Source organism: Klebsiella sp. FDAARGOS_511, from assembly GCF_003812845.1.
GTDB lineage: Bacteria > Pseudomonadota > Gammaproteobacteria > Enterobacterales > Enterobacteriaceae > Klebsiella > Klebsiella grimontii.
Genome location: NZ_CP033824.1, coordinates 2,371,859 through 2,390,959, shown reverse-complemented (window position 1 = coordinate 2,390,959; position 19,101 = coordinate 2,371,859). Strand labels below are relative to the sequence as shown.

At 56.4% G+C, this 19,101-nt stretch carries 21 protein-coding genes; 10 read left to right on the top strand and 11 right to left on the bottom strand.

Annotated elements, in window-relative coordinates:
- A complete protein-coding gene (locus EGY08_RS12445; RefSeq protein ID WP_123828547.1) occupies nucleotides 1–1,194 on the bottom strand; it encodes an MFS transporter in 1,194 nt (397 codons plus the stop codon).
- Nucleotides 1,195–1,374: 180 nt separating this feature from the next.
- Nucleotides 1,375–1,650: a DUF1471 domain-containing protein gene (locus EGY08_RS12440; RefSeq protein ID WP_049115791.1), complete on the bottom strand. Its 276-nt coding sequence runs from the start codon at nucleotides 1,648–1,650 to the stop codon at nucleotides 1,375–1,377.
- A gap of 337 nt (nucleotides 1,651–1,987) precedes the next feature.
- Between EGY08_RS12440 and rpsF the strand changes: the two genes are divergently transcribed.
- The 5 genes from rpsF to EGY08_RS12415 all read left to right on the top strand — a co-directional run bounded on the left by rpsF (nucleotide 1,988) and on the right by EGY08_RS12415 (nucleotide 4,526).
- Entirely contained in the window at nucleotides 1,988–2,383 is a 396-nt protein-coding gene (rpsF, locus tag EGY08_RS12435; RefSeq protein ID WP_004098001.1) for a 30S ribosomal protein S6, read from the top strand.
- A 5-nt stretch (nucleotides 2,384–2,388) separates the two neighbouring features.
- On the top strand, nucleotides 2,389–2,703 hold the full coding sequence (gene priB, locus EGY08_RS12430; RefSeq protein ID WP_004128142.1) for a primosomal replication protein N: 315 nt from the start codon (nucleotides 2,389–2,391) through the stop codon (nucleotides 2,701–2,703).
- A 4-nt stretch (nucleotides 2,704–2,707) separates the two neighbouring features.
- Nucleotides 2,708–2,935 carry a 30S ribosomal protein S18 gene (rpsR, locus tag EGY08_RS12425; protein ID WP_000135199.1) on the top strand — a complete coding sequence of 76 codons (228 nt, stop codon included), beginning with the start codon at nucleotides 2,708–2,710 and terminating at the stop codon, nucleotides 2,933–2,935.
- Nucleotides 2,936–2,976: 41 nt separating this feature from the next.
- Nucleotides 2,977–3,426 carry a 50S ribosomal protein L9 gene (gene rplI / locus EGY08_RS12420; protein WP_004109068.1) on the top strand — a complete coding sequence of 150 codons (450 nt, stop codon included), beginning with the start codon at nucleotides 2,977–2,979 and terminating at the stop codon, nucleotides 3,424–3,426.
- 146 nt (nucleotides 3,427–3,572) lie between these two features.
- Entirely contained in the window at nucleotides 3,573–4,526 is a 954-nt protein-coding gene (locus tag EGY08_RS12415; protein WP_004128146.1) for a DMT family transporter, read from the top strand.
- A gap of 4 nt (nucleotides 4,527–4,530) precedes the next feature.
- Here EGY08_RS12415 and EGY08_RS12410 read toward each other — a convergent pair whose 3' ends face one another.
- Nucleotides 4,531–5,190, bottom strand: coding sequence for a LysM-like peptidoglycan-binding domain-containing protein (locus EGY08_RS12410; RefSeq protein WP_123828546.1), 660 nt, complete (start codon nucleotides 5,188–5,190; stop codon nucleotides 4,531–4,533).
- A 451-nt stretch (nucleotides 5,191–5,641) separates the two neighbouring features.
- Here EGY08_RS12410 and fklB point away from each other — a divergent pair, with 451 nt between their 5' ends.
- Nucleotides 5,642–6,262: an FKBP-type peptidyl-prolyl cis-trans isomerase gene (fklB, locus tag EGY08_RS12400; RefSeq protein WP_004098007.1), complete on the top strand. Its 621-nt coding sequence runs from the start codon at nucleotides 5,642–5,644 to the stop codon at nucleotides 6,260–6,262.
- A gap of 306 nt (nucleotides 6,263–6,568) precedes the next feature.
- Entirely contained in the window at nucleotides 6,569–7,972 is a 1,404-nt protein-coding gene (cycA, locus tag EGY08_RS12395; RefSeq protein ID WP_004128150.1) for a D-serine/D-alanine/glycine transporter, read from the top strand.
- A gap of 114 nt (nucleotides 7,973–8,086) precedes the next feature.
- On the opposite strand, the gene ytfE is transcribed toward cycA, so the two are convergent.
- From ytfE to EGY08_RS12375, 4 genes are all read right to left on the bottom strand, one after another.
- The gene (gene ytfE / locus EGY08_RS12390) at nucleotides 8,087–8,749 is read right to left on the bottom strand and encodes an iron-sulfur cluster repair protein YtfE (protein WP_123828545.1); all 663 of its coding nucleotides are present in this window, start codon (nucleotides 8,747–8,749) and stop codon (nucleotides 8,087–8,089) included.
- Between the two features lie 82 nt (nucleotides 8,750–8,831).
- On the bottom strand, nucleotides 8,832–9,803 hold the full coding sequence (locus EGY08_RS12385; protein WP_004128153.1) for a DMT family transporter: 972 nt from the start codon (nucleotides 9,801–9,803) through the stop codon (nucleotides 8,832–8,834).
- Nucleotides 9,804–9,878: 75 nt separating this feature from the next.
- Nucleotides 9,879–10,703, bottom strand: a complete 825-nt coding sequence (locus tag EGY08_RS12380) for an AraC family transcriptional regulator (RefSeq protein WP_004128154.1) — start codon at nucleotides 10,701–10,703, stop codon at nucleotides 9,879–9,881.
- An 80-nt stretch (nucleotides 10,704–10,783) separates the two neighbouring features.
- Nucleotides 10,784–11,632, bottom strand: coding sequence for an SDR family oxidoreductase (locus tag EGY08_RS12375; protein WP_123828544.1), 849 nt, complete (start codon nucleotides 11,630–11,632; stop codon nucleotides 10,784–10,786).
- 90 nt (nucleotides 11,633–11,722) lie between these two features.
- Here EGY08_RS12375 and EGY08_RS12370 point away from each other — a divergent pair, with 90 nt between their 5' ends.
- A complete protein-coding gene (locus EGY08_RS12370; RefSeq protein ID WP_004098015.1) occupies nucleotides 11,723–12,100 on the top strand; it encodes a winged helix-turn-helix transcriptional regulator in 378 nt (125 codons plus the stop codon).
- A gap of 52 nt (nucleotides 12,101–12,152) precedes the next feature.
- Here EGY08_RS12370 and EGY08_RS12365 read toward each other — a convergent pair whose 3' ends face one another.
- Complete coding sequence (locus EGY08_RS12365) at nucleotides 12,153–14,096, bottom strand: bifunctional 2',3'-cyclic-nucleotide 2'-phosphodiesterase/3'-nucleotidase (protein ID WP_004128158.1); 1,944 nt, start codon at nucleotides 14,094–14,096, stop codon at nucleotides 12,153–12,155.
- Between the two features lie 191 nt (nucleotides 14,097–14,287).
- On the opposite strand from EGY08_RS12365, the gene cysQ reads away from it, so the two are divergent.
- Nucleotides 14,288–15,031, top strand: coding sequence for a 3'(2'),5'-bisphosphate nucleotidase CysQ (cysQ, locus tag EGY08_RS12360; RefSeq protein ID WP_123828543.1), 744 nt, complete (start codon nucleotides 14,288–14,290; stop codon nucleotides 15,029–15,031).
- Here the strand turns inward: cysQ and EGY08_RS12355 are convergent.
- Nucleotides 15,021–15,578, bottom strand: a complete 558-nt coding sequence (locus EGY08_RS12355) for a YtfJ family protein (protein WP_004128163.1) — start codon at nucleotides 15,576–15,578, stop codon at nucleotides 15,021–15,023. The two genes, cysQ and EGY08_RS12355, sit on opposite strands and share 11 nt — an antisense overlap.
- A 322-nt stretch (nucleotides 15,579–15,900) precedes the next feature.
- Here EGY08_RS12355 and EGY08_RS12350 point away from each other — a divergent pair, with 322 nt between their 5' ends.
- Nucleotides 15,901–16,107 carry a DUF1107 domain-containing protein gene (locus EGY08_RS12350; RefSeq protein WP_004128166.1) on the top strand — a complete coding sequence of 69 codons (207 nt, stop codon included), beginning with the start codon at nucleotides 15,901–15,903 and terminating at the stop codon, nucleotides 16,105–16,107.
- A 67-nt stretch (nucleotides 16,108–16,174) separates the two neighbouring features.
- Here EGY08_RS12350 and araC read toward each other — a convergent pair whose 3' ends face one another.
- Both araC and EGY08_RS12340 read right to left on the bottom strand, forming a co-directional pair.
- Complete coding sequence (araC, locus tag EGY08_RS12345; RefSeq protein WP_004128168.1) at nucleotides 16,175–17,047, bottom strand: arabinose operon transcriptional regulator AraC; 873 nt, start codon at nucleotides 17,045–17,047, stop codon at nucleotides 16,175–16,177.
- A gap of 30 nt (nucleotides 17,048–17,077) precedes the next feature.
- On the bottom strand, nucleotides 17,078–19,087 hold the full coding sequence (locus EGY08_RS12340) for a beta-galactosidase (RefSeq protein ID WP_123828542.1): 2,010 nt from the start codon (nucleotides 19,085–19,087) through the stop codon (nucleotides 17,078–17,080).
- Nucleotides 19,088–19,101 lie beyond the last annotated feature (14 nt).

Sequence of the window (19,101 nt, the reverse complement as noted above, 5' to 3'; positions counted from 1 at the left end):
TTAGTTTTGCTGATAAGCCGATGGCATACAGCGCATACCAATAAGCGTCAGCACGCAGATTACCGCTCCGGCGTAAAACGTCGAGGCAGCACCGAATACCTCCCACAGCCCCCCCGCACCTGCGCTGGCCAGCAGCAGCGCAACGCCGCTCACCAGGTTGAACATCCCGAACGCCGTTCCGCGCAGCTCCGGCGGGGCGGTTTGCGCCACCATCGCCGCCAGTAGACCCTGCGTCATGCCCATATGAATACCCCACAGCGCGACGCCGGCCAGAAGCGTGCTCCAGTGGCTGCTCAGCGCCAGCACGATATCGGCGGCGATCAGCACCAGCAGACCCCACTGCAGCATTTTGCTGTGGCTCATGCTGTCCGATAGTTTACCGAACGGATAAGCCGTCAGGCTGTACACCAGATTCATCGCGACCATCACCAGCGGAATCGCGAACAGCGGGATCGCCATCTGCTGGGCACGCAGTACCAGAAACGCTTCGCTGAAGCGGGCGAGAGTAAATATCGAGCCGATAACCACAACCCACCAGTAGGTGGCTGAAAGCTTTTTTAGGTTCTCGCTGCGCAGGGGATTGGTTCGTTTCCGGGTGACCGGCGTTTTTGGCTCTTTTAGCCCAAAGCCTAATAAAGCGATGGAGAACGCGGCAGGAATGACCGCGATCCAGAAAATAGACTGGAAGTCGTTATCCCAGAGAAACATCAGCGCGACGGCAAGCAGCGGCCCCAGAAAAGCGCCGATAGTGTCCAGCGCCTGGCGCAGCCCGTAGGCGGCGCCGCGGATTTCCGGCGGGGTGACGTCGGCGACCAGCGCATCCCTCGGCGCGCCGCGTATTCCTTTGCCCACGCGGTCGATCATTCGCGCGCTAAACACCACGCCTGAGGTGGGCGCGATGGCGAAAAGAGGCTTGCTCAGCGCACCCAGGCCATAGCCGAGCAGCGCAAGGCCTTTGCGTTTGCCGACATAATCGCTGAAGACGCCAGAGAAAACCTTCAGCATCAGCGCGGTAGCTTCGGCAACGCCTTCGATAATGCCGATAATAATGACGCTGGCCCCCAACGTAGTGGCCATAAATAAAGGGAGCAGGCTGTGGATCATTTCCGAGGAAACATCCATCAGCAGGCTAACACCGCCAAGAACCCAAACTCCTTTTGGGATACGGCTTAGCGTGGCAAAACGCGGAACCATGAAGCACTCCGGAAAATCATGCGGTTAAAAAGTGATTAAATCAGGTTACGCTGGCGCTGATAAGTCACGAGAAAAAATAATTCTCAATTGCATTAAGGCGCTATTGTGCGGATATGCCCGCCGGGCAATGCCATCGTTGGCTTCCCCCTGCAACGGGAAGAAGCCAACGATCCGGGAAAACTAGCGGTAAATGGCGGCACTGGCGTGAATCGGACCGTCGCTTCCCGGTTCATGGATGAGGATCGGCTGGAAATACTTCGCTCCCTGAGCATCGCTCTGCTGACTAAGCGCCTGGTCGGCTTCCTGCTCGGTGGCGATGTTGTGGTTAATATAGATAACGCCGAGGCTCTGCACATCGTCCATGTTGCGGGCCTGGCGGGCATCGATTTTAATAGCAGCCAGCGCGTTGGCGCTCAATAAAAGCACTGCCATTACGGTTATGAGGATGTATTTCATCATCTACGCTCCTTATGACAATCCTGACGTTAACCCGCTTCCCTGGGGTATGGATTGCTTCTGATCTAAGTGTAATCGCTGCCTCGCTGGCGTATCGCGACCATTTCTGATGCAGTTGTTCAAAAAATTGTCGCTTCCGCCGTTGATTAATTTTAAATCACTGGCTTAAGGCCACTTCGCGCTTAGTGCGAATTATTTGCACAATTCACTTGTCTTAAACCCCGCTCGCCCGTATTATGACGCGTCAATTTTTCAGCCGCCCTTTAACACGTTCCTTGCCTCCATGGGCCGCGGCTGACCCAGACAGGAGGCTGAATAATCCGTAAGGAGCAATTCGATGCGTCATTACGAAATCGTTTTTATGGTCCATCCTGACCAGAGCGAACAGGTTCCGGGCATGATCGAACGTTACACTGGTGCAATCACTGCAGCAGAAGGTACGATCCACCGTCTGGAAGACTGGGGCCGCCGTCAGCTGGCTTATCCGATCAACAAACTGCACAAAGCTCACTACGTTCTGCTGAACGTTGAAGCGCCGCAGGAAGCGATCGATGAGCTGGAAACTAACTTCCGCTTCAACGACGCCGTTATCCGCAGCATGGTAATGCGTACTAAGCACGCTGTTACCGAAGCATCTCCGATGGTTAAAGCGAAAGACGAGCGCCGCGAGCGTCGCGAAGATTTCGCCAACGAAACCGCAGATGATTCTGAAGCTGGGGATTCTGAAGAGTAATCCTGATGACCAACCGTCTGGAGCTGTCCGGCATAGTATGCAGGACTCCACTTCGTAAGGTCAGCCCGTCAGGAATTCCACACTGCCAGTTCGTGCTTGAGCATCGTTCAGTGCAGGAGGAAGCCGGTTTTCACCGGCAGGCATGGTGCCAAATGCCCGTGATAATCAGCGGACACGAGAACCAGGCCATTACTCACAGTATAACGGTCGGTAGCGCAGTAATCGTTCGAGGGTTCATCTCTTGCCACAAGGCAAAGAACGGCTTGAGCAAAATGGTTCTGCATGCCGAGCAGATTGAATTGATAGATTCTGGAGACTAGCCATATGGCACGTTATTTCCGTCGTCGCAAGTTCTGCCGTTTCACCGCGGAAGGCGTTCAAGAGATCGACTATAAAGATATCGCTACGCTGAAAAACTACATCACCGAAAGCGGTAAGATTGTCCCGAGCCGTATCACCGGTACCCGTGCAAAATATCAGCGTCAGCTGGCACGCGCAATCAAACGCGCTCGCTACCTGTCCCTGCTGCCGTACACTGATCGTCATCAGTAATCGGTCACGGTCCATTAATACGACTTTGAGAGGATAAGGTAATGCAAGTTATTCTGCTTGATAAAGTAGCAAACCTGGGTAGCCTGGGTGATCAGGTTAACGTTAAAGCGGGCTATGCTCGTAACTTCCTGGTACCACAGGGTAAAGCTGTTCCTGCTACCAAGAAAAACGTTGAATTCTTCGAAGCACGCCGTGCTGAACTGGAAGCCAAACTGGCAGAAGTTCTGAGCGCTGCTAACGCACGTGCTGAAGCAATCAACGCACTGGGCACCGTTACCATCGCGTCTAAATCTGGCGACGAAGGTAAACTGTTCGGTTCCATCGGTACTCGCGACATCGCTGACGCTGTAACTGCAGCTGGCGTTGCCGTTGCTAAGAGCGAAGTTCGTCTGCCGAACGGCGTTCTGCGCACCACCGGTGAGCACGAAGTGGACTTCCAGGTTCACAGCGAAGTTTTCGCTAAACTGGTTGTTAACGTTGTAGCTGAGTAATTAATTACTCAACTCACGTCGAGACGCCGGCCTTGTGCCGGCGTTTTGCTTTTCTGTATTTGTCGAATCTTTTCCTGGTATGGTGGCTATTCTTAGCAACTTTCTGGATAATAAAATAAAACACTATTTTATTTCTGGTGAAGTGAATGGACGCACCCTCGATTTTTTCCCGCAAGAAAGTGGCTTATGCCTGCGCAACCCTCTGCTGTCTGCTGTGGGGAAGCTCCTACCCGGCGATTAAAAGCGGCTATGAACTGTTTCAGATTGCCACTGATGATGTGCCGTCTAAAATCGTCTTTGCTGGCTATCGCTTCCTGTTTGCCGGCGCGCTGCTGCTGCTCTTCGCGCTGGCGCAGCGTAAGCCAATCGCTCGCTTAAATCCCCGTCAGTGCGGCCAGCTGGCGATACTGGGCATCACGCAAACGTCTATCCAGTACGTTTTCTTCTACGTTGGCCTCGCGTTTACCACCGGCGTGAAGGGATCGATTATGAACGCCACAGGTACCTTCTTCAGCGTTCTGCTGGCGCACTTTATCTATCAGAATGACAGGCTGAGCTACAACAAAGCCATCGGCTGTATTGTCGGCTTTGCCGGCGTGATGCTGGTGAACGTTAATCATTCATTGAGCGATTTTAGCTTTATCTGGCAGGGCGACGGCTTTGTAGTGCTGGCGGCGTTTATCCTGTCGGCGGCGACGCTGTACGGTAAGCGCATTTCGCAGACGGTTGACCCGACGGTGATGACCGGCTGGCAGCTGGCGTTTGGCGGCCTGGTACTGGTCGGCGGCGGCTATCTGACCGGCGGCACCCTTGAGGTTCACAGCGCAGCTGCTGCGCTGGTTCTGGCTTATTTGACGCTGCTCTCTTCCATTGCTTTTGCTCTATGGAGCGTGCTGCTCAAGCATAACCGGGTGAGTACGATCGCGCCGTTCAACTTTGTGGTTCCGGTAGCCGGCACCGTGCTGTCGGCCATCTTCCTCGGCGAGAATATTCTCGAGCTGAAATATGCGGTTGCGCTGGCGCTGGTGTGCGCCGGGATCTGGTGGGTGAATAAGCCCGGCAAAGCTTCACCGCAGGCCGGGTCAATTACCCGGCCGTGAGACCTTATCGGACGCGAATAAAGCTACCGTTCGACTGGCGGGTAAATAGCACCTGCTGCCCGCCGCCGGTATCGATAGTCAGCCCGGTGACTACGCCATTGGCGTTCTGACGGATCTGTACCGTCTGCCCGGTTTGCAGTGAGCTTAGCGGTTTTCCTGCGCCTTCCACCTGGGCCATGGCGTAAACGTCGGTCGGCGGCAGGTTGTGGTCGCGGAACAGCTGTGCGAGGGTTTTGCCGGATTCAATGCGGTAGGTCCGCCACTGCTGCTCAATGCCGGGAGTCGACTGCGGCTCCTGATAAGGCTGGGAAGCGGTCTGCTGCTGCGGCTGGTCCGGCTGCTCATCCTGAATCGGCTCCGGCGCGACCGGCGCCACCTGATCGGCATCGTTTACGGGCGGCGTATTGGTGATGGGCGGCAGCGGGACAGCCTGATTGCCGGAAGAGGGCTGTGACTGGGATTGCAGGTTGATGTTCGCCTCGCGGCTGGCCTGAACCTCGCTGCTGTTATCCTCGGAAGGGAGCAGAACGCCGATAATCACCAGTAGCGCTCCGGCAATGATGCCCCGGCGGTGCATCGGCGGTAGCGGATCCATGAGGCGAAAATGATCCGGGGCGTGCCAGATCTTCGCCAGGGTAGATGTCAGTTCAAAGCGCCCGGGCATGGCTTTCCTCCTGCTCCGCATATTTTTATCCTGTAAATAAAGTATATACCCTAAATAATTTAAGTCGCAGGACAAGGTTTGCCTTGAACAGCGCTTGCGCTGGCCCCGTAGGGGCGGGGCCGCAGGCCGAGTAACGCGGCAAGCCAGTAAGTTCCCAGGAGCATAGATAACTATGTGACTGGGGCGCGCTGGCGAAGCCAACGCTCCTGCAACTTAAAGTATGACGGGTATAAATGGCTAACTTCCTGAAGGACGAGACAAAGCAATGTTTCGTGAGGTTAACCTTATCTCTCTATTGTTTCTGTTTCCCTTAGATTTGTCATCATCCAGGCGACAAAGTTTTACCCGTCGTGCTATGGCTGATATGCTTTCCACCTCTTTTCTCTGCTCATCGTCTTTTGCATTTTGGAAGCCAGAGAGCATGAGAGCTCCCACGAAAAAAGGAACAAAGATGGCAACCCCAACTTTTGACACGATCGAAGCACAGGCAAGTTACGGTATCGGCTTGCAGGTTGGACAACAGCTGAGCGAATCTGGCCTGCAGGGGCTGCTGCCGGAAGCGTTGGTCGCCGGTATTGCTGACGCGCTGGAAGGTAAACAGCCGCAGGTGCCGGTGGAAGCCGTTCACCGCGCGCTGCGTGAAATCCACGAACGCGCTGACGCCGTGCGTCGCGAGCGTTTCCAGGAAATGGCCGCGGATGGCGAGAAATACCTGGAAGAGAACCGCGAGCGCGAAGGCGTGAACAGCACCGAATCTGGTCTGCAGTTCCGCGTTCTGACCCAGGGCGAAGGCCCGATCCCGGCGCGTACTGACCGCGTTCGCGTCCACTACACCGGCAAACTGATCGACGGTACCGTCTTCGATAGCTCCGTCGCACGCGGCGAACCGGCTGAATTCCCGGTGACAGGCGTAATCGGCGGCTGGATTGAAGCGCTGACCCTGATGCCAGTGGGTTCCAAATGGGAACTGACCATTCCGCACAGCCTGGCCTACGGCGAGCGCGGCGCGGGCGCATCCATTCCTCCGTTCAGTACCCTGATTTTTGAAGTTGAACTGCTGGATATTATCTAAACAGCAGGTGCTTCCTCTCCCGTACGGGGGAGGAGGCCGCTTTAAATAGTGTAAAACCCTTAAGTTGAGCGTTTTTCGGAGCTTTATATTGCATATCTGCTTAATGGGTGTATTTTTGTGAGCTGTTTCGCGTAACCTGAGTGATATAACACTCACTTTAAACATAAAATTAACATTATATCTAAATCATAGTATTCATCCCTCCGATTCTTACCTAATATCGATAAACCCTCGTTCCAGGGTTAAGACGAATGAAGGGCCAGCAGAGCCCGAACAACACAGACAGGTACAACAGGAAAAAATCACATGGTAGATCAGGTAAAAGTCGCTGCCGACGAACAGGCTCCGACTGAACAATCGCTGCGGCGAAATCTCACTAACCGGCATATTCAGCTTATTGCTATCGGTGGTGCGATCGGCACCGGGCTGTTTATGGGCTCAGGCAAAACCATCAGCCTTGCCGGGCCGTCAATTATTTTTGTTTATATGATCATCGGCTTTATGCTGTTTTTCGTCATGCGCGCCATGGGCGAACTGCTGCTGTCGAATCTCGAATACAAGTCGTTCAGCGATTTTGCCGCCGACCTGCTGGGCCCTTGGGCAGGCTATTTTACCGGCTGGACCTACTGGTTCTGCTGGGTAGTAACCGGGATGGCGGACGTGGTGGCGATCACCGCCTACGCGCAGTTCTGGTTCCCGGGACTCTCCGACTGGGTCGCCTCGCTGGCGGTCATCCTGCTGCTGCTGGGCCTTAACCTCGCCACCGTGAAGATGTTCGGCGAGATGGAGTTCTGGTTTGCGATGATCAAAATCGTCGCTATCGTGGCGCTGATCGTCGTCGGCCTGGTGATGGTGATGATGCACTTCCAGTCACCGACCGGGGTAGAAGCTTCTTTCGCCCATCTGTGGAATGACGGCGGCTGGTTCCCGAAAGGCATCAGCGGATTCTTTGCCGGCTTCCAGATAGCGGTCTTCGCCTTTGTGGGCATCGAACTGGTGGGAACCACGGCGGCGGAAACGAAAGATCCTGAGAAATCCCTGCCGCGGGCGATTAACTCAATTCCAATCCGTATCATTATGTTCTACGTCTTTGCGCTGATCGTGATTATGTCAGTGACGCCGTGGAGCTCCGTCGTGCCGTCAAAGAGCCCGTTCGTTGAACTGTTTGTGCTGGTCGGGCTGCCGGCGGCGGCAAGCCTGATCAACTTCGTGGTGCTGACCTCGGCGGCCTCTTCCGCTAACAGCGGCGTGTTCTCCACCAGCCGTATGCTGTTCGGTCTGGCGCAGGACGGACAGGCGCCGAAAATGTTCGCCAAGCTGTCGAAGCGCGCGGTACCGGCGAAAGGCCTGACCTTCTCCTGTATGTGTCTGCTGGGCGGCGTGGTGATGCTGATGGTCAATCCAAGCGTGATCGCGGCGTTTACCATGATTACCACGGTGTCGGCGATCCTGTTTATGTTCGTCTGGACGATTATCCTGTGCTCGTATCTGGCCTATCGCAGAAAGCGTCCGCAGCTGCATGAGCAGTCCAAATATAAGATGCCGCTGGGCAAACTGATGTGCTGGGTGTGCATGGCATTCTTCGTCTTTGTCCTGGTCCTGCTGACGCTGGAAGCCGATACCCGCGAAGCGCTGATGGTGACCCCGCTGTGGTTTGTGCTGCTCGGCGCGGGCTGGCTGTTTGCCGGCAAGAAGCGCCTGGCGAAATAAAAAATCTTCGGCAGCGGTTTTTAACGTTGCTTGCAACGGTCCGTCATAAAAAAGGCCACCCGGGGTGGCCAATAAGACTGACAATGTCGAGGGCGCCTGCGGGCGCCTTTTTATTTACTTTCCGGCGAGGGCGCGCGGGAACAGGACGTTATTTTCAAGGCTGATGTACTCCATCAGGTCATCAATCAGCTCGTTGATGCCGTTGTACATCGCTTTCCAGGTAGTGCAGGCTTCCGCCGGCGGCGTCACGTTCTGCGTGATGTGCTTAATCACCTCTAGCAGCTCGCCCGCGTCATCATGTTCGCTTTCCATGACGCTGATAGGACCGCCGGCCTGCGTTCCCATGCCCTGTTTGATCATCGGGAACAGAATCTGCTCCTCTTTCATCATATGGCTGGAAAGCTCCTGGTGCAGCATGGTCAGGTACTTGGTTAAACCTTTCGGAACGTTGGGCTTGTCGGCGTGAACGCGCTCGACTTTAGTGGCCTGTAAAATCAGCTCCGGCAGCTGCTCGCGATGCCGGTCGTGATAGCGAACGATAATGTGATCGATGATGTCCGCATAGGGCGCAGCCCGCCAGTCGCGCTCTACCGGCTCTTCCGCCAGTTTGGCCAGCTCGGCTTCAATCACCGCGACGTCCAGCTCTTTGCGCGACGCCGCGCGCTCCAGCGTCTGTTTGCCGCCGCAGCAGTAGTCCATATCGTATTGACGGAACAGCGCGGAGGCGCGCGGAATCGTCAGCGCCAGCTCGCCTAAAGGTTGGTCACGGAAAGCCATAGCAGTTACCTCGTCATCAAGAATATAAGTTGTATTTTAAATGCATCTTATATTCCTGGGAATACCCCTTTAGGATACCAGGCTATTTTTTCTCGCTGACCAGCTCCTGCAGCGCGGGCTTTTCCGGGCGGGCACGCACGGCGGACACCACGCCGAGCACCAGCAGCAGGATACCGCTGAAGGTGAGAAACGGGGGCAGGCTCTGGCGCAGAATAAAGGTATACAGCAGTCCGGCAAGGGTTTCGAAGACGATCAGCGGCCCGAGGATCACCGTTGGCAGGCGCTGGCTGGCAACGTTCCAGCACCACGCGCCGACCCATGAGCAGAAAATGGCGATCGCCAGCATCAGGGTGACAAATACCGCCGGGCGCGGGCCGAAGGGGAGCGGAAAGTCCGCGTGCTGGCCGTGCAGCCACCCGCAGGCGATAAGGTATCCGGCCAGGGATACCGGCAGGGTCACCAGCGCCTGCGCGGTGGCCCACATCATCGGTGGCTTATCCGGATTTTCCCGCAGCCAGCGGGCGTTGCGCAGCGCGTACCAGGCCCAGCACACCACCGAGATCAGTGCCAGCGCGATACCGGAACCGTAGCGCCACGGGCTGAAATCAGGTAAGCCCTGATGCAGCTCGGCGATATTGACGCACGCCAGGCCGAGGGCAATACAGACCAGCGCCGGGAACAGGCGTCGCCACGGCAGCTTGCCGTCGCGCTGGCTATAGAGCAGGTTAGCGAAAACCGGCAGCACGACCGGCAGGGTGCCGATAATCATGGTCGATACCGGCGCGCCGGTACGCTGAATGGCGCTGGCCAGGCAGACGTAATAGATTAAGTTGCCCATCATGGTCAGCCCCAGCGCTGTCCACCAGTCTTTCCCGGTGAGCTGGCGCAGCCGCGCGCGGCCCAGCCAGGCCAGCGGCAGAGCGATCAGCCCCAGCGCCAGATAGCGCCCCATCGACTGTAAAACAGCCGGGTATTCCGGCACCAGTAAAGGACCCACGAATATCAATCCCCACATCAGCCCTGCCAGCAGGGCGTACAGCACACCACTAATCATCACGCCTTCCATTACTCTTTTCGTTGGCGACAGTGTAGGCGAGGCAAAAGCGGGAATATTGTATGAGGTTGCGCATTAGCGCGGGAGAACCTGCTTTTGATAACGCACCGGCGTAATGCCGTAGCGGCGAGTGAAGGCGCGCGTCAGGTGCGACTGGTCGGTCAGCCCGGCGGCGAGAGCAACGTCGGCGGCGGGCATGCCGTGGGTGAGAAACGCTTTGGCGCGCCACAGGCGAATCGCCATCAGCATCTGGTGCGGCGTGACGTGAAAGTGCGCTTTGAACTGGCGTTGAAAATGGTATGGGCTGAGCGCCGCCACCTGCGCCAGCTCATCGAGGGTGACCGTACGCATATAATTGTCGTGCAGATAGTCGCGTACCCGCTCGAAGCGGTGGCGGGCCTCGGGCAGCGCAGCGGCGTGATGGGCAAACGGACGGAAGGTATCGATGAGATCCAGCAGCAGGCCCTGCTGCGCCAGCGGATCGTCGGTATGCCACAGGCCATAGATAAGATTGCCGATTTGCCGGGAGCGCAGCGGATCCTGGCGAACCACCTCGCTGAACCACCAGTGGCGTTCGCCGGTCACCTCTTCCAGCGTATCCGGGTCGAGATAAATCATTCGATAGCGCCAGCCGTCGGCGGTCTCTGCCTCGCCGGTGTGCAGCTCATCGGGGTTCATGGTGACGATCGAGTTAACCGAAGCCACGTGCTGGCTGCCGCGATAGCGAAAACGCTCGGCGCCGAGCTCGATCGCGCCGATACCAAAGGCTTCATGGGTGTGCGGTTCAAAGGCGTAGCGGGAGATATGGGCATGGTACAGCTCAACGCCGGGCAGCTGCGCCAGATGGCGAAAGCGCGCGCTGTCTCTTTCATCACTGAACTGTTCTGGTACGCCTTGCATGCGATAACTCCCGACGGACATCCTTTTATTATTGAGGATGGTCCGCCGGGATGCTACAAAAATTAACCGCTATGTAACAGTTACAGAATGCCTTTGACGCTCTCTGCCAGCGTCGTGGTTGGGCGACCGATTAGCTTACTCAGGGTGCAGCTATCGTCGAACAGACCGCCTTTGGACGCGCCGGTATCAGAATCCGCCAGCATATCCGCCAGACCGGCAGGTAGCCCGACGCTCTTCAGCGCGGCGGCGAAGTCGGCTTCGCTGAGGTTTTGATACACCACGTTTTTACCGCTTTGTTTGCTCAGCTCAGCGGCCAGTTCGCTCAGCGTCCACGCCTCATCGCCCGCCAGTTCATACACTTTTCCGGCGTGGCCCTCTTCGGCGATAACGCGAGCGGCGGCGGCGGCGTAGTCTGCGCGGGTCGCGGAGGCGATTTTGCCGTTACCGGCCGCGCCGATAAACACGCCGTGCTCAATCGACGGCGGCGCGCTGGCGAGATAGTTTTCGGTGTACCAGCCGTTGCGCAGCAGAGCATACGCAATGCCGGAGTCGGCGAGCATTTTCTCGGTGGCGATATGCTCATCGGCCAGCCCCAGCGGGGAGGTATCGGCGTGCAGCAGGCTGGTGTAGGCGATAAATTTTACGCCGGCGGCTTTCGCCGCGTTAATTACGTTACGGTGCTGGACGGCACGCTGGCCGACTTCGCTGGACGAGATCAGCAGCAGTTTGTCTACGCCCTGCAGGGCGGCGGTCAACGCGGCTTCATCGCTGTAGTCGGCCTGACGAACCACCACGCCCTGTTGACTCAGCGATTCGGCCTTCGCCGGGTTGCGCACGATAGCCACAACCTGGCCTGCGGGGACGGTAGTTAACAGATTTTCCAGGACGTGCTGGCCAAGCTGGCCGGTGGCGCCGGTAATGGCGATCATAAGTCTTCTCCTTCGTGTTCATTGGCAGTTGTGGTAAGCTAACACCTTAACTAACTTTTAGTAAGTACGTACAAAAAGGTAAGTGTGAATATGGCGAATCTGACGCTAAGCGAGCAGCTACGGAACGGCAACCTGTTTGCCGAACAGTGCCCCTCGCGGGAAGTGCTCAAGCACGTGACCAGCCGCTGGGGCGTACTGATTTTGGTGTCCCTGCGCGATGGCACCCATCGGTTTAGCGATCTGCGGCGTAAGATCGGCGGCGTCAGCGAAAAGATGCTGGCCCAGTCGTTGCAGGCGCTGGAGCAGGATGGCTTTCTTAACCGCGTGTCGTACCCGGTGGTACCGCCGCACGTTGAATATAGTCTGACTCCGCTCGGTGAGCAGGTAAGCGAGAAGGTGGCGGCGCTGGCGGACTGGATTGAGCTGAACCTGCCCGCGGTTCTGGCGAACCACGAACAGGTAGCCTGAGGGTGATGCCTGGGTAGCCCCGGTAGGCGTAGCGCAACCGGGGAACGGGCAATTACTGACTCAAATCCAGCTGATAAATGGCAAAACCGATATCGTCGGTTGCGACCTGGCGCATCGGGTATTGCGCTTTCTCTTTGATAAACGCCGCGGCCTTATCGCCCGGTGAGGTTTCAAAGCGAATATCCAGCGGTACGCTGCTATGGATCGGCGCCAGTCGCCAGTTGTTATCCGCCGCCGGATGGATCTCGCCGTTTTTCTTCGACTCCGCGCCAATCCACGCCGCCAGCACCGAGCGGTTTTCATCCGGCGAGGCGAACGCGATATGATCCTCGCCGGTGCCCTGGAATTTACCGCCGTAAGCGCGGTAGTTATTGGTCGCGACGAGGAAAGTGGCGTTCTGATCGATTGGCTTGCCGTTAAAGGTCAGGTTTTTAATTCGCTCGGCCTGCGGATTAACGGGCTGACATTCGCCGTCATAGCGCGCCGGCTGGGTGATATCGATCTGGTAGTTCACGCCGTCAATCACGTCGAAGTTGTAGGTGCGGAAGCTGTCCCAGTTAATCAGCGACTGCGGCTTGCTGCTGGCGGGGTCAATCTGATTGAACTGCCCGGCGGAACACTCCAGCCACTCTTTCACCTCTTTACCACTCACTTTCATCACCACCAGGGTGTTGGGATACAGGTAGAGATCGGCGGCGTTGCGGAAGGTGAGCTGACCTTTTTCCACTTCCACAAAGCTGGCCGGATCGTTTTTCCGTCCGCCGACTTTAAACGGCGCGGCGGCGGAGAGTACCGGCAGCTTCGCCAAATCCGGGTCGCCCTGAATATAGTGCTCCACATAGGCTTTCTGGGCCATGTTGACCACCTGTACGGTCGGGTCATCCTGCACCAGCGCCAGGTAGCTGTACATATTGTCCGAGGATTTACCGATCGGTTTGCCGACAAACTCGCGGGTGGCGTCATGGTCGGCTTTTAATACCGCCACCATATTGCTGTCTTCTGCCGCCAGCGATTTCTTCGCCGCCGCATCGTAGATCGGGCGCGCTTCGGCTTTCGCTGCGCTGACCTGCCATTTGCCGCTGTCGTTGTTCAGAACCAGATCGACCACCCCAAGATGATCGCCCCACATGCCCGGCATCACCGCCGGTACGCCGTTCAGCGTACCTTTCGCGATATCTGCGCCTTTAATACCGGCAAAATCTTTGCTCGGGAAGACGGCATGCGCGTGGCCGAACATAATGGCATCGACGCCGGGCACCTGGCTTAAATAGTAAACGGAGTTCTCCGCCATCGCCTGATACGGGTCGGCGGAGAGGCCGGAGTGGGCAATGACCACCACCACATCCGCGCCTTTTTCACGCATTTCCGGGACAAACTTGCGCGCGGTTGCGGTAATGTCGTTGACGGTGACTTTGCCGCTGAGATTGGCTTTATCCCAGGTCATAATCTGCGGCGGTACGAAGCCGATATAGCCAATGCGCAGCGTCTGCGTTTTGCCGTCGCTATCCTGTACCTGGGTATCCTGAATCAGATAAGGCGTAAACATCGGTTTGCCGGTTTTAGCATCGATGATATTGGCGTTTACGTAGGGGAATTTCGCGCCGGCCAGCGCTTTGTGCAGGAAGTCGAGTCCGTAGTTAAACTCGTGGTTACCGAGGTTGCCCACCGTATAGTCCAGGGTATTCATTGCCTTATAGACCGGGTGAACATCGCCCTCTTTCAGCCCCTTCGCCGCCATATAGTCGCCCAGCGGGCTGCCCTGAATGACGTCGCCGTTATCGACCAGCACGCTGTTTTTGGCTTCCTGGCGTGATTTCTCAATCAGGGTTGCGGTGCGCACCAGGCCAAATTTTTCCGTGGCGCTGTCTTTGTAATAGTCAAAGTCCATCATATTACTGTGCAGATCGGTGGTTTCCATGATCCGCAAATCGACCGTCGCCGCATTTACGCTGGCGGCGATCAGCGTGGCCAGCAGCGTTGCGCTAAACTTAATCATCAGTGGCGTCCTTTTTTATGAGCAATAGCACAGAAGAAAATGTATTTACATTCTGTTGCTTACAGAAATGTGAATCATGCCAGAAAAGGGATCAATGAAACCGGCATCGTTATCACAGATAGCGGAACTCACAATGATGCGATATAAATAAAACAACGAGTTAACGCCACTGTAACCAGACGAGGTGGAGAATGTTAGAACAAGTATGTCAGCTTGCACGGAACGCGGGCGATGCCATCATGGAAGTTTACGATGGAAAACAGCCGATGGACGTTGCCAGCAAGAAGGACGATTCTCCGGTCACGGCCGCGGATATTGCGGCGCACAAGGTGATTATCAGCGGCCTGCTGGCGCTGACGCCCGATATTCCGGTTCTGTCGGAAGAGGACCCGCCGGCCTGGGAGGTGCGCCAGCACTGGCAGCGCTACTGGCTGGTGGACCCGCTGGACGGCACCAAAGAGTTTATCAAGCGCAACGGCGAGTTCACGGTCAATATCGCCTTGATTGAGAACGGGAAGCCGATCCTTGGCGTAGTCTACGCGCCGGTGATGAAGGTGATGTACAGCGCGGAAAAGGGCAAAGCATGGAAAGAGGAGTGCGGCGTTCGCAAGCAGATTCAAGTCCGCGATGCGCGTCCGCCGCTGGTGGTGATTAGCCGATCCCACGGCAATGACCCGGAGCTGCAGGAGTATCTGGAGCAGCTTGGCGAACACCAGACCACCTCAATCGGTTCATCGCTGAAGTTCTGTCTGGTCGCCGAAGGGCAGGCCCAGCTTTATCCGCGCTTCGGGCCGACCTCCACCTGGGATACCGCGGCCGGTCATGCGGTGGCCAGCGCCGCCGGGGCGCACGTTCGCGACTGGCAGGGGCGTACCCTTGATTACACGCCGCGTGAATCGTTCCTCAACCCCGGCTTCCGGGTCTCTATTTATTGAGCAGCTTGTGCAGCAGGGCCACCACCTGCTGCACCTCTTCCTGACTAAGCGCGCCGTCTTTAGCCCACTGTACGCGGCCGTCTTTATCCAGAACCACGATGGCTGAACTCTCCTCATTAAGCTGCCACGCTTTGCGGACCACACCGTTGCTGTCGACGATAAACTGCGACCAGGGGTAAAGCTGCTTGTTGCTCTCAATACTGCTGCGGACAAACATGCCTGAACCCGGGATAGCGTCATCGGTATTGACGATAGTGGTGGTTTGATAGCGATCGTGCGGCAGCTTCGCACTTTTAATCGCTTCAATCAGGGTCGCGTTTTTTTCTTTTGCCGACGAGCGCCCGGCAATGTGTTGCACGACGCGCACTTTCCCCACCAGCTGCGCGCTATTCCAGCTTTTATAGCTAAACTTATCGTTGTTCAGTACCAGCTCCCCCCGATCCGCGACGCCGACCGGCGCAACGCGCTGACCATCGACAAAGTTATGCGCCGACGCCATCAGCGGGAACAGGAGACATGAAACGGCCAGTAATCTATGTAGGGTCATGGTGTTTCCTTTTATTATTTGTGCAGGTGATCCGACCACTTGGTCTGCTTTAATCATAAATGCGATTTATGGGCATTACTCGCAATGATGGTGCCAGTTTGCGTGTTAACGCACAAATTCGTCCAAAATCGGCGACTTATACTACCTTCATCGGATGCCTGAAACGAAAACTCTGAATTATTGTCATCATAAGGTAAATAAACTTATACATACTGGGTATCACTCAGATTCTGGACTATAGTTTCAGGGCACTAAAATTTGCGCTTCCGGTACGTGGGCTAACTGTGGCACCACAGGAGCGTAACCCTGGCAGGAGACAACAATGAAAATTTTCCAACGCTACAATCCGCTACAAGTAGCGAAGTACGTGAAGATCCTGTTCCGTGGACGTTTGTATATCAAGGACGTTGGCGCTTTTGAGTTTGATAAGGGCAAAATCCTTATCCCGAAGGTGAAGGACAAGCTGCATTTGTCGGTGATGTCCGAAGTCAATCGTCAGGTTATCCGTCTGCAAACAGAGATGGCATAATCTGAAAAGTGGTATGGCTACACGGTAAAAAGGCGGCTCCCAACGGGAGCCGTTGATGTTTCTGGACCTATCCCTTCATTTGCGCATAGCGTTTGCGGTACTCGCCCGGCGGAATGCCGTTATGCTTGCGGAAAATGCGCGTGAAATAGACCGGGTCTCCATAACCTACCGACAGGGCGATTTTGTTAAGCGGCAGCGACGTGGTTTGGATCAGCCACTTTGCGCGGTTAATGCGCTGCGCCTCGCGCCAGGCGTAAACCGTTTGCCCCAGTTCATTTTTGAACAGATGCGCCAGCCGGGAGGGGGAGATAAAAACCATCGCCGCCAGGTTCTCAATCTTAATCTCCTGGGCAATATGTTCGTTAAGATAGTCGCATACGGCGTTAATCCGCGGATCGTGGGCGTGGCGGTTGCTGATCGGCTGTCGCTGAAAGCAGCTCAGGATCAGGCGCTCCAGCGCGTTCATCGCCAGCGCCTCCGACAGCGGGGCGGAAGCGGAGTGATGGCGGATGACCTCATAGAACAGATCGCGCAGGCTTTGCAACTGCTCAGGATCGTTGACCGTGGTTTTACCAATGCCGTGGGTCGTTTGATCCCATTTTAGCCAGTCTATCCAGTAGGGCCGGGGGATAAAGTAGATCCATAGGTGATCCCAGTAGTCGCTGTGTTCGTCCCGTCCATAATGGTGGGGAACGCCGGGCGGGAAGAGCAGCAGATCGTTTTCACGAAACAGAAGAGAGCCGTCGCCCGCTTTCGCGCGCGCCTGGCCGCGCAGGGTCAGATTGATGATGTAACCTTTCATTCCCTGCGGGCGGTTAATGTAGTAGTCCAGCTTTGAGCCGCGGGTGATGGGAGTAAAGCCGGCGACGACCCAGGCGTTGAAGGTAAAGGTCTTCATCAATGGCGAGAAGTTCAGTAGCTCATTGATATCCAGTTGCATCGTTTCCCCCGCCCGAGCGGCGCCGCTCGCTTAACTTTCGATGATACTAAATTCCCATTCCCTGAGACGCAACGGCTGGCCGCAGTGAACTTTTTCCCCGCTCAGCAGCGCGTTGCCCGATGTCTCGCTGATAAACGCCAGCGGATCGCCGGAGTAGTTAAACAGGAAGTGGATGCTATTACCGTCGCGGTTGCGCATCTTTTTGACCACCAGAGGATAGCGGTAGGCCGAGGTGCGTGAACGCAGCTCCAGACCCACTGTCAGCCGGTCGAACAGTTGGCTAATCAGCGTTTTTTGCGGCAGGAAGCCAACGTAAATCGCCCGGCCCTGGCCGTAATCCGCCTCGGTGGCGGCGGCATAGTCGCCCCATGCCGGATGCTGATAGCGCAGTAGCGTACGGGTACCGGCGTCCGGCGTCAGCAGCTCCATCCACAGCTCGACCTGGTTATCTTTGCTGCAATCAATGTCCGAGCTGCACGCGCTTACCGTCGTCTCTTCCGGCAGGGTGAACTGGCTGTAGCTCACGCCGCAGCTTTCGCACAAAACTCCCGGCTGCGCGCCGCTGCGCACCTTTACGTTTTCATCGCTAAAGCCCGATTTAAAGCCGATCAGCGCTCTGCCGCCCTGTTCAATATAGCGGTTAATGCGCGTAAGCAGGCCATCATCCGCGGCGTAGAGACCGGGTACGATCAGCACGCGATAGCGCGAGGTTTCCTCGTTAACGTCGTGGATAATATCGAGGCTGATATTGTGGTCGTACAGCGCATCGTGGAAGCGGCGGAAAATATCGTTATAAATATTGCCCTGCGCGTCACCGGGGCGGAACTGGTTAAGGGCGTCCATCGCCTCATTGCTGATCAGCAGCGCGACGTCGTTTTCTGCCTTCAGCTCCGCCAGCTGCGGCGACAGGCGGGCGAAGTCAGCCCCGATAGTGGTGGCCTCCTGCCAGGTCGCGTTGCGTGAAAAGTCATGGCTTAACAGCCCTTTCCAGTAAGTTTCGAACGCGTTATGAATCGAATGCCAATGCCAGTAAGAGACCATCGCCGCCCCCGAGGCCACGTGGCTAAAGGCCTGCAGGCGCAGCTGGCCCGGATAAGGAGTCCATTGGGCAAAGCCCTGCGCCTGGGTTTCCAGCACGAAGTAATTCTTACCCTGCTTGAGCGAGCGCGTAATGGCGCCGCCAAACGCGATTTCCCGCCCGGTCAGGTGCTTCTGGCCCGGGTGATAGATATCGACACCGGCAATATCCAGCGCCTGCGCCGCCGCAAAATGGTCGACTCGCGGCTGCACGCCGTAGGAGTAGCCGCGCCATTCAAAATCGAAGTTGTGGGTGACGAACTGATGCGGCTGGGCATATTCGCGCACGATCTCCGCCTGCCAGGCGAGATACTCCGTCACCTGCTGGCGCTGGTAGCGAGAGAACGCGCAGGCGAGGCTGGCGTTAATGGTATTCTCGACCGGCGGAAAATCCTGCCAGCTATCAATACGGTTGCTCCAGTAGTCCAGACCAAAATCGTTATTCAACCGGTCGAGATCGGGGTATTTTTCCCGCAGGCTGCGCACAAAACCCTCTTGCATATAGCGGCCGATATTATCGTAATGCTTGGTTTCGTTATCCAGCTGCCAGCCAATAATCGCCGGATGGTGCTGCACGTGCGTCATTAGCGTACGGATAATCTTTTCGGCATAGCGGCGAAAGGTCGGGTTGACGATATCCATAATCTGGCGCGGGCCATATTTTTGCTGGCCATCGACCGTGGTGACCAGTATGTCCGGATGTTTAGCCGCCAGCCAGGCCGGGACGGCGTAGGTCGGCGTACCGATAATCACCGCGATCCCCGCCTCATGCATGGCATTCAGCACCCGGTCGATATGATAGAAGTTATATTCACCCTCCCGGGGCTCGAGCGTACTCCAGGTCGATTCGGCAATGCGCACCACGTTAATGCCCGTTTCCTGCATTAAGGCGATATCTTTTGCCAGCCGCTCTTCCGGCATATATTCATCGTAATAGGCCACGCCATAAAATAAATCAGACATACAGGTTACCTCCT

Bases quoted from the DNA above. Each gene is read 5' to 3' on its own strand.
- EGY08_RS12440 (WP_049115791.1), bottom strand. From the start codon at position 1,650: ATGAAATACATCCTCATAACCGTAATGGCAGTGCTTTTATTGAGCGCC.
- ytfE (WP_123828545.1), bottom strand. From the start codon at position 8,749: ATGGCTTTCCGTGACCAACCTTTAGGCGAGCTGGCGCTGACGATTCCG.
- priB (WP_004128142.1), top strand. From the start codon at position 2,389: ATGACCAACCGTCTGGAGCTGTCCGGCATAGTATGCAGGACTCCACTT.
- EGY08_RS12340 (WP_123828542.1), bottom strand. From the start codon at position 19,087: ATGTCTGATTTATTTTATGGCGTGGCCTATTACGATGAATATATGCCG.
- EGY08_RS12380 (WP_004128154.1), bottom strand. From the start codon at position 10,703: ATGCAAGGCGTACCAGAACAGTTCAGTGATGAAAGAGACAGCGCGCGC.
- EGY08_RS12415 (WP_004128146.1), top strand. From the start codon at position 3,573: ATGGACGCACCCTCGATTTTTTCCCGCAAGAAAGTGGCTTATGCCTGC.
- EGY08_RS12445 (WP_123828547.1), bottom strand. From the start codon at position 1,194: ATGGTTCCGCGTTTTGCCACGCTAAGCCGTATCCCAAAAGGAGTTTGG.
- rpsF (WP_004098001.1), top strand. From the start codon at position 1,988: ATGCGTCATTACGAAATCGTTTTTATGGTCCATCCTGACCAGAGCGAA.
- cysQ (WP_123828543.1), top strand. From the start codon at position 14,288: ATGTTAGAACAAGTATGTCAGCTTGCACGGAACGCGGGCGATGCCATC.
- EGY08_RS12375 (WP_123828544.1), bottom strand. From the start codon at position 11,632: ATGATCGCCATTACCGGCGCCACCGGCCAGCTTGGCCAGCACGTCCTG.
- EGY08_RS12365 (WP_004128158.1), bottom strand. From the start codon at position 14,096: ATGATTAAGTTTAGCGCAACGCTGCTGGCCACGCTGATCGCCGCCAGC.
- EGY08_RS12410 (WP_123828546.1), bottom strand. From the start codon at position 5,190: ATGCCCGGGCGCTTTGAACTGACATCTACCCTGGCGAAGATCTGGCAC.
- rpsR (WP_000135199.1), top strand. From the start codon at position 2,708: ATGGCACGTTATTTCCGTCGTCGCAAGTTCTGCCGTTTCACCGCGGAA.
- rplI (WP_004109068.1), top strand. From the start codon at position 2,977: ATGCAAGTTATTCTGCTTGATAAAGTAGCAAACCTGGGTAGCCTGGGT.
- araC (WP_004128168.1), bottom strand. From the start codon at position 17,047: ATGCAACTGGATATCAATGAGCTACTGAACTTCTCGCCATTGATGAAG.
- fklB (WP_004098007.1), top strand. From the start codon at position 5,642: ATGGCAACCCCAACTTTTGACACGATCGAAGCACAGGCAAGTTACGGT.
- EGY08_RS12370 (WP_004098015.1), top strand. From the start codon at position 11,723: ATGGCGAATCTGACGCTAAGCGAGCAGCTACGGAACGGCAACCTGTTT.
- EGY08_RS12355 (WP_004128163.1), bottom strand. From the start codon at position 15,578: ATGACCCTACATAGATTACTGGCCGTTTCATGTCTCCTGTTCCCGCTG.
- cycA (WP_004128150.1), top strand. From the start codon at position 6,569: ATGGTAGATCAGGTAAAAGTCGCTGCCGACGAACAGGCTCCGACTGAA.
- EGY08_RS12385 (WP_004128153.1), bottom strand. From the start codon at position 9,803: ATGATTAGTGGTGTGCTGTACGCCCTGCTGGCAGGGCTGATGTGGGGA.
- EGY08_RS12350 (WP_004128166.1), top strand. From the start codon at position 15,901: ATGAAAATTTTCCAACGCTACAATCCGCTACAAGTAGCGAAGTACGTG.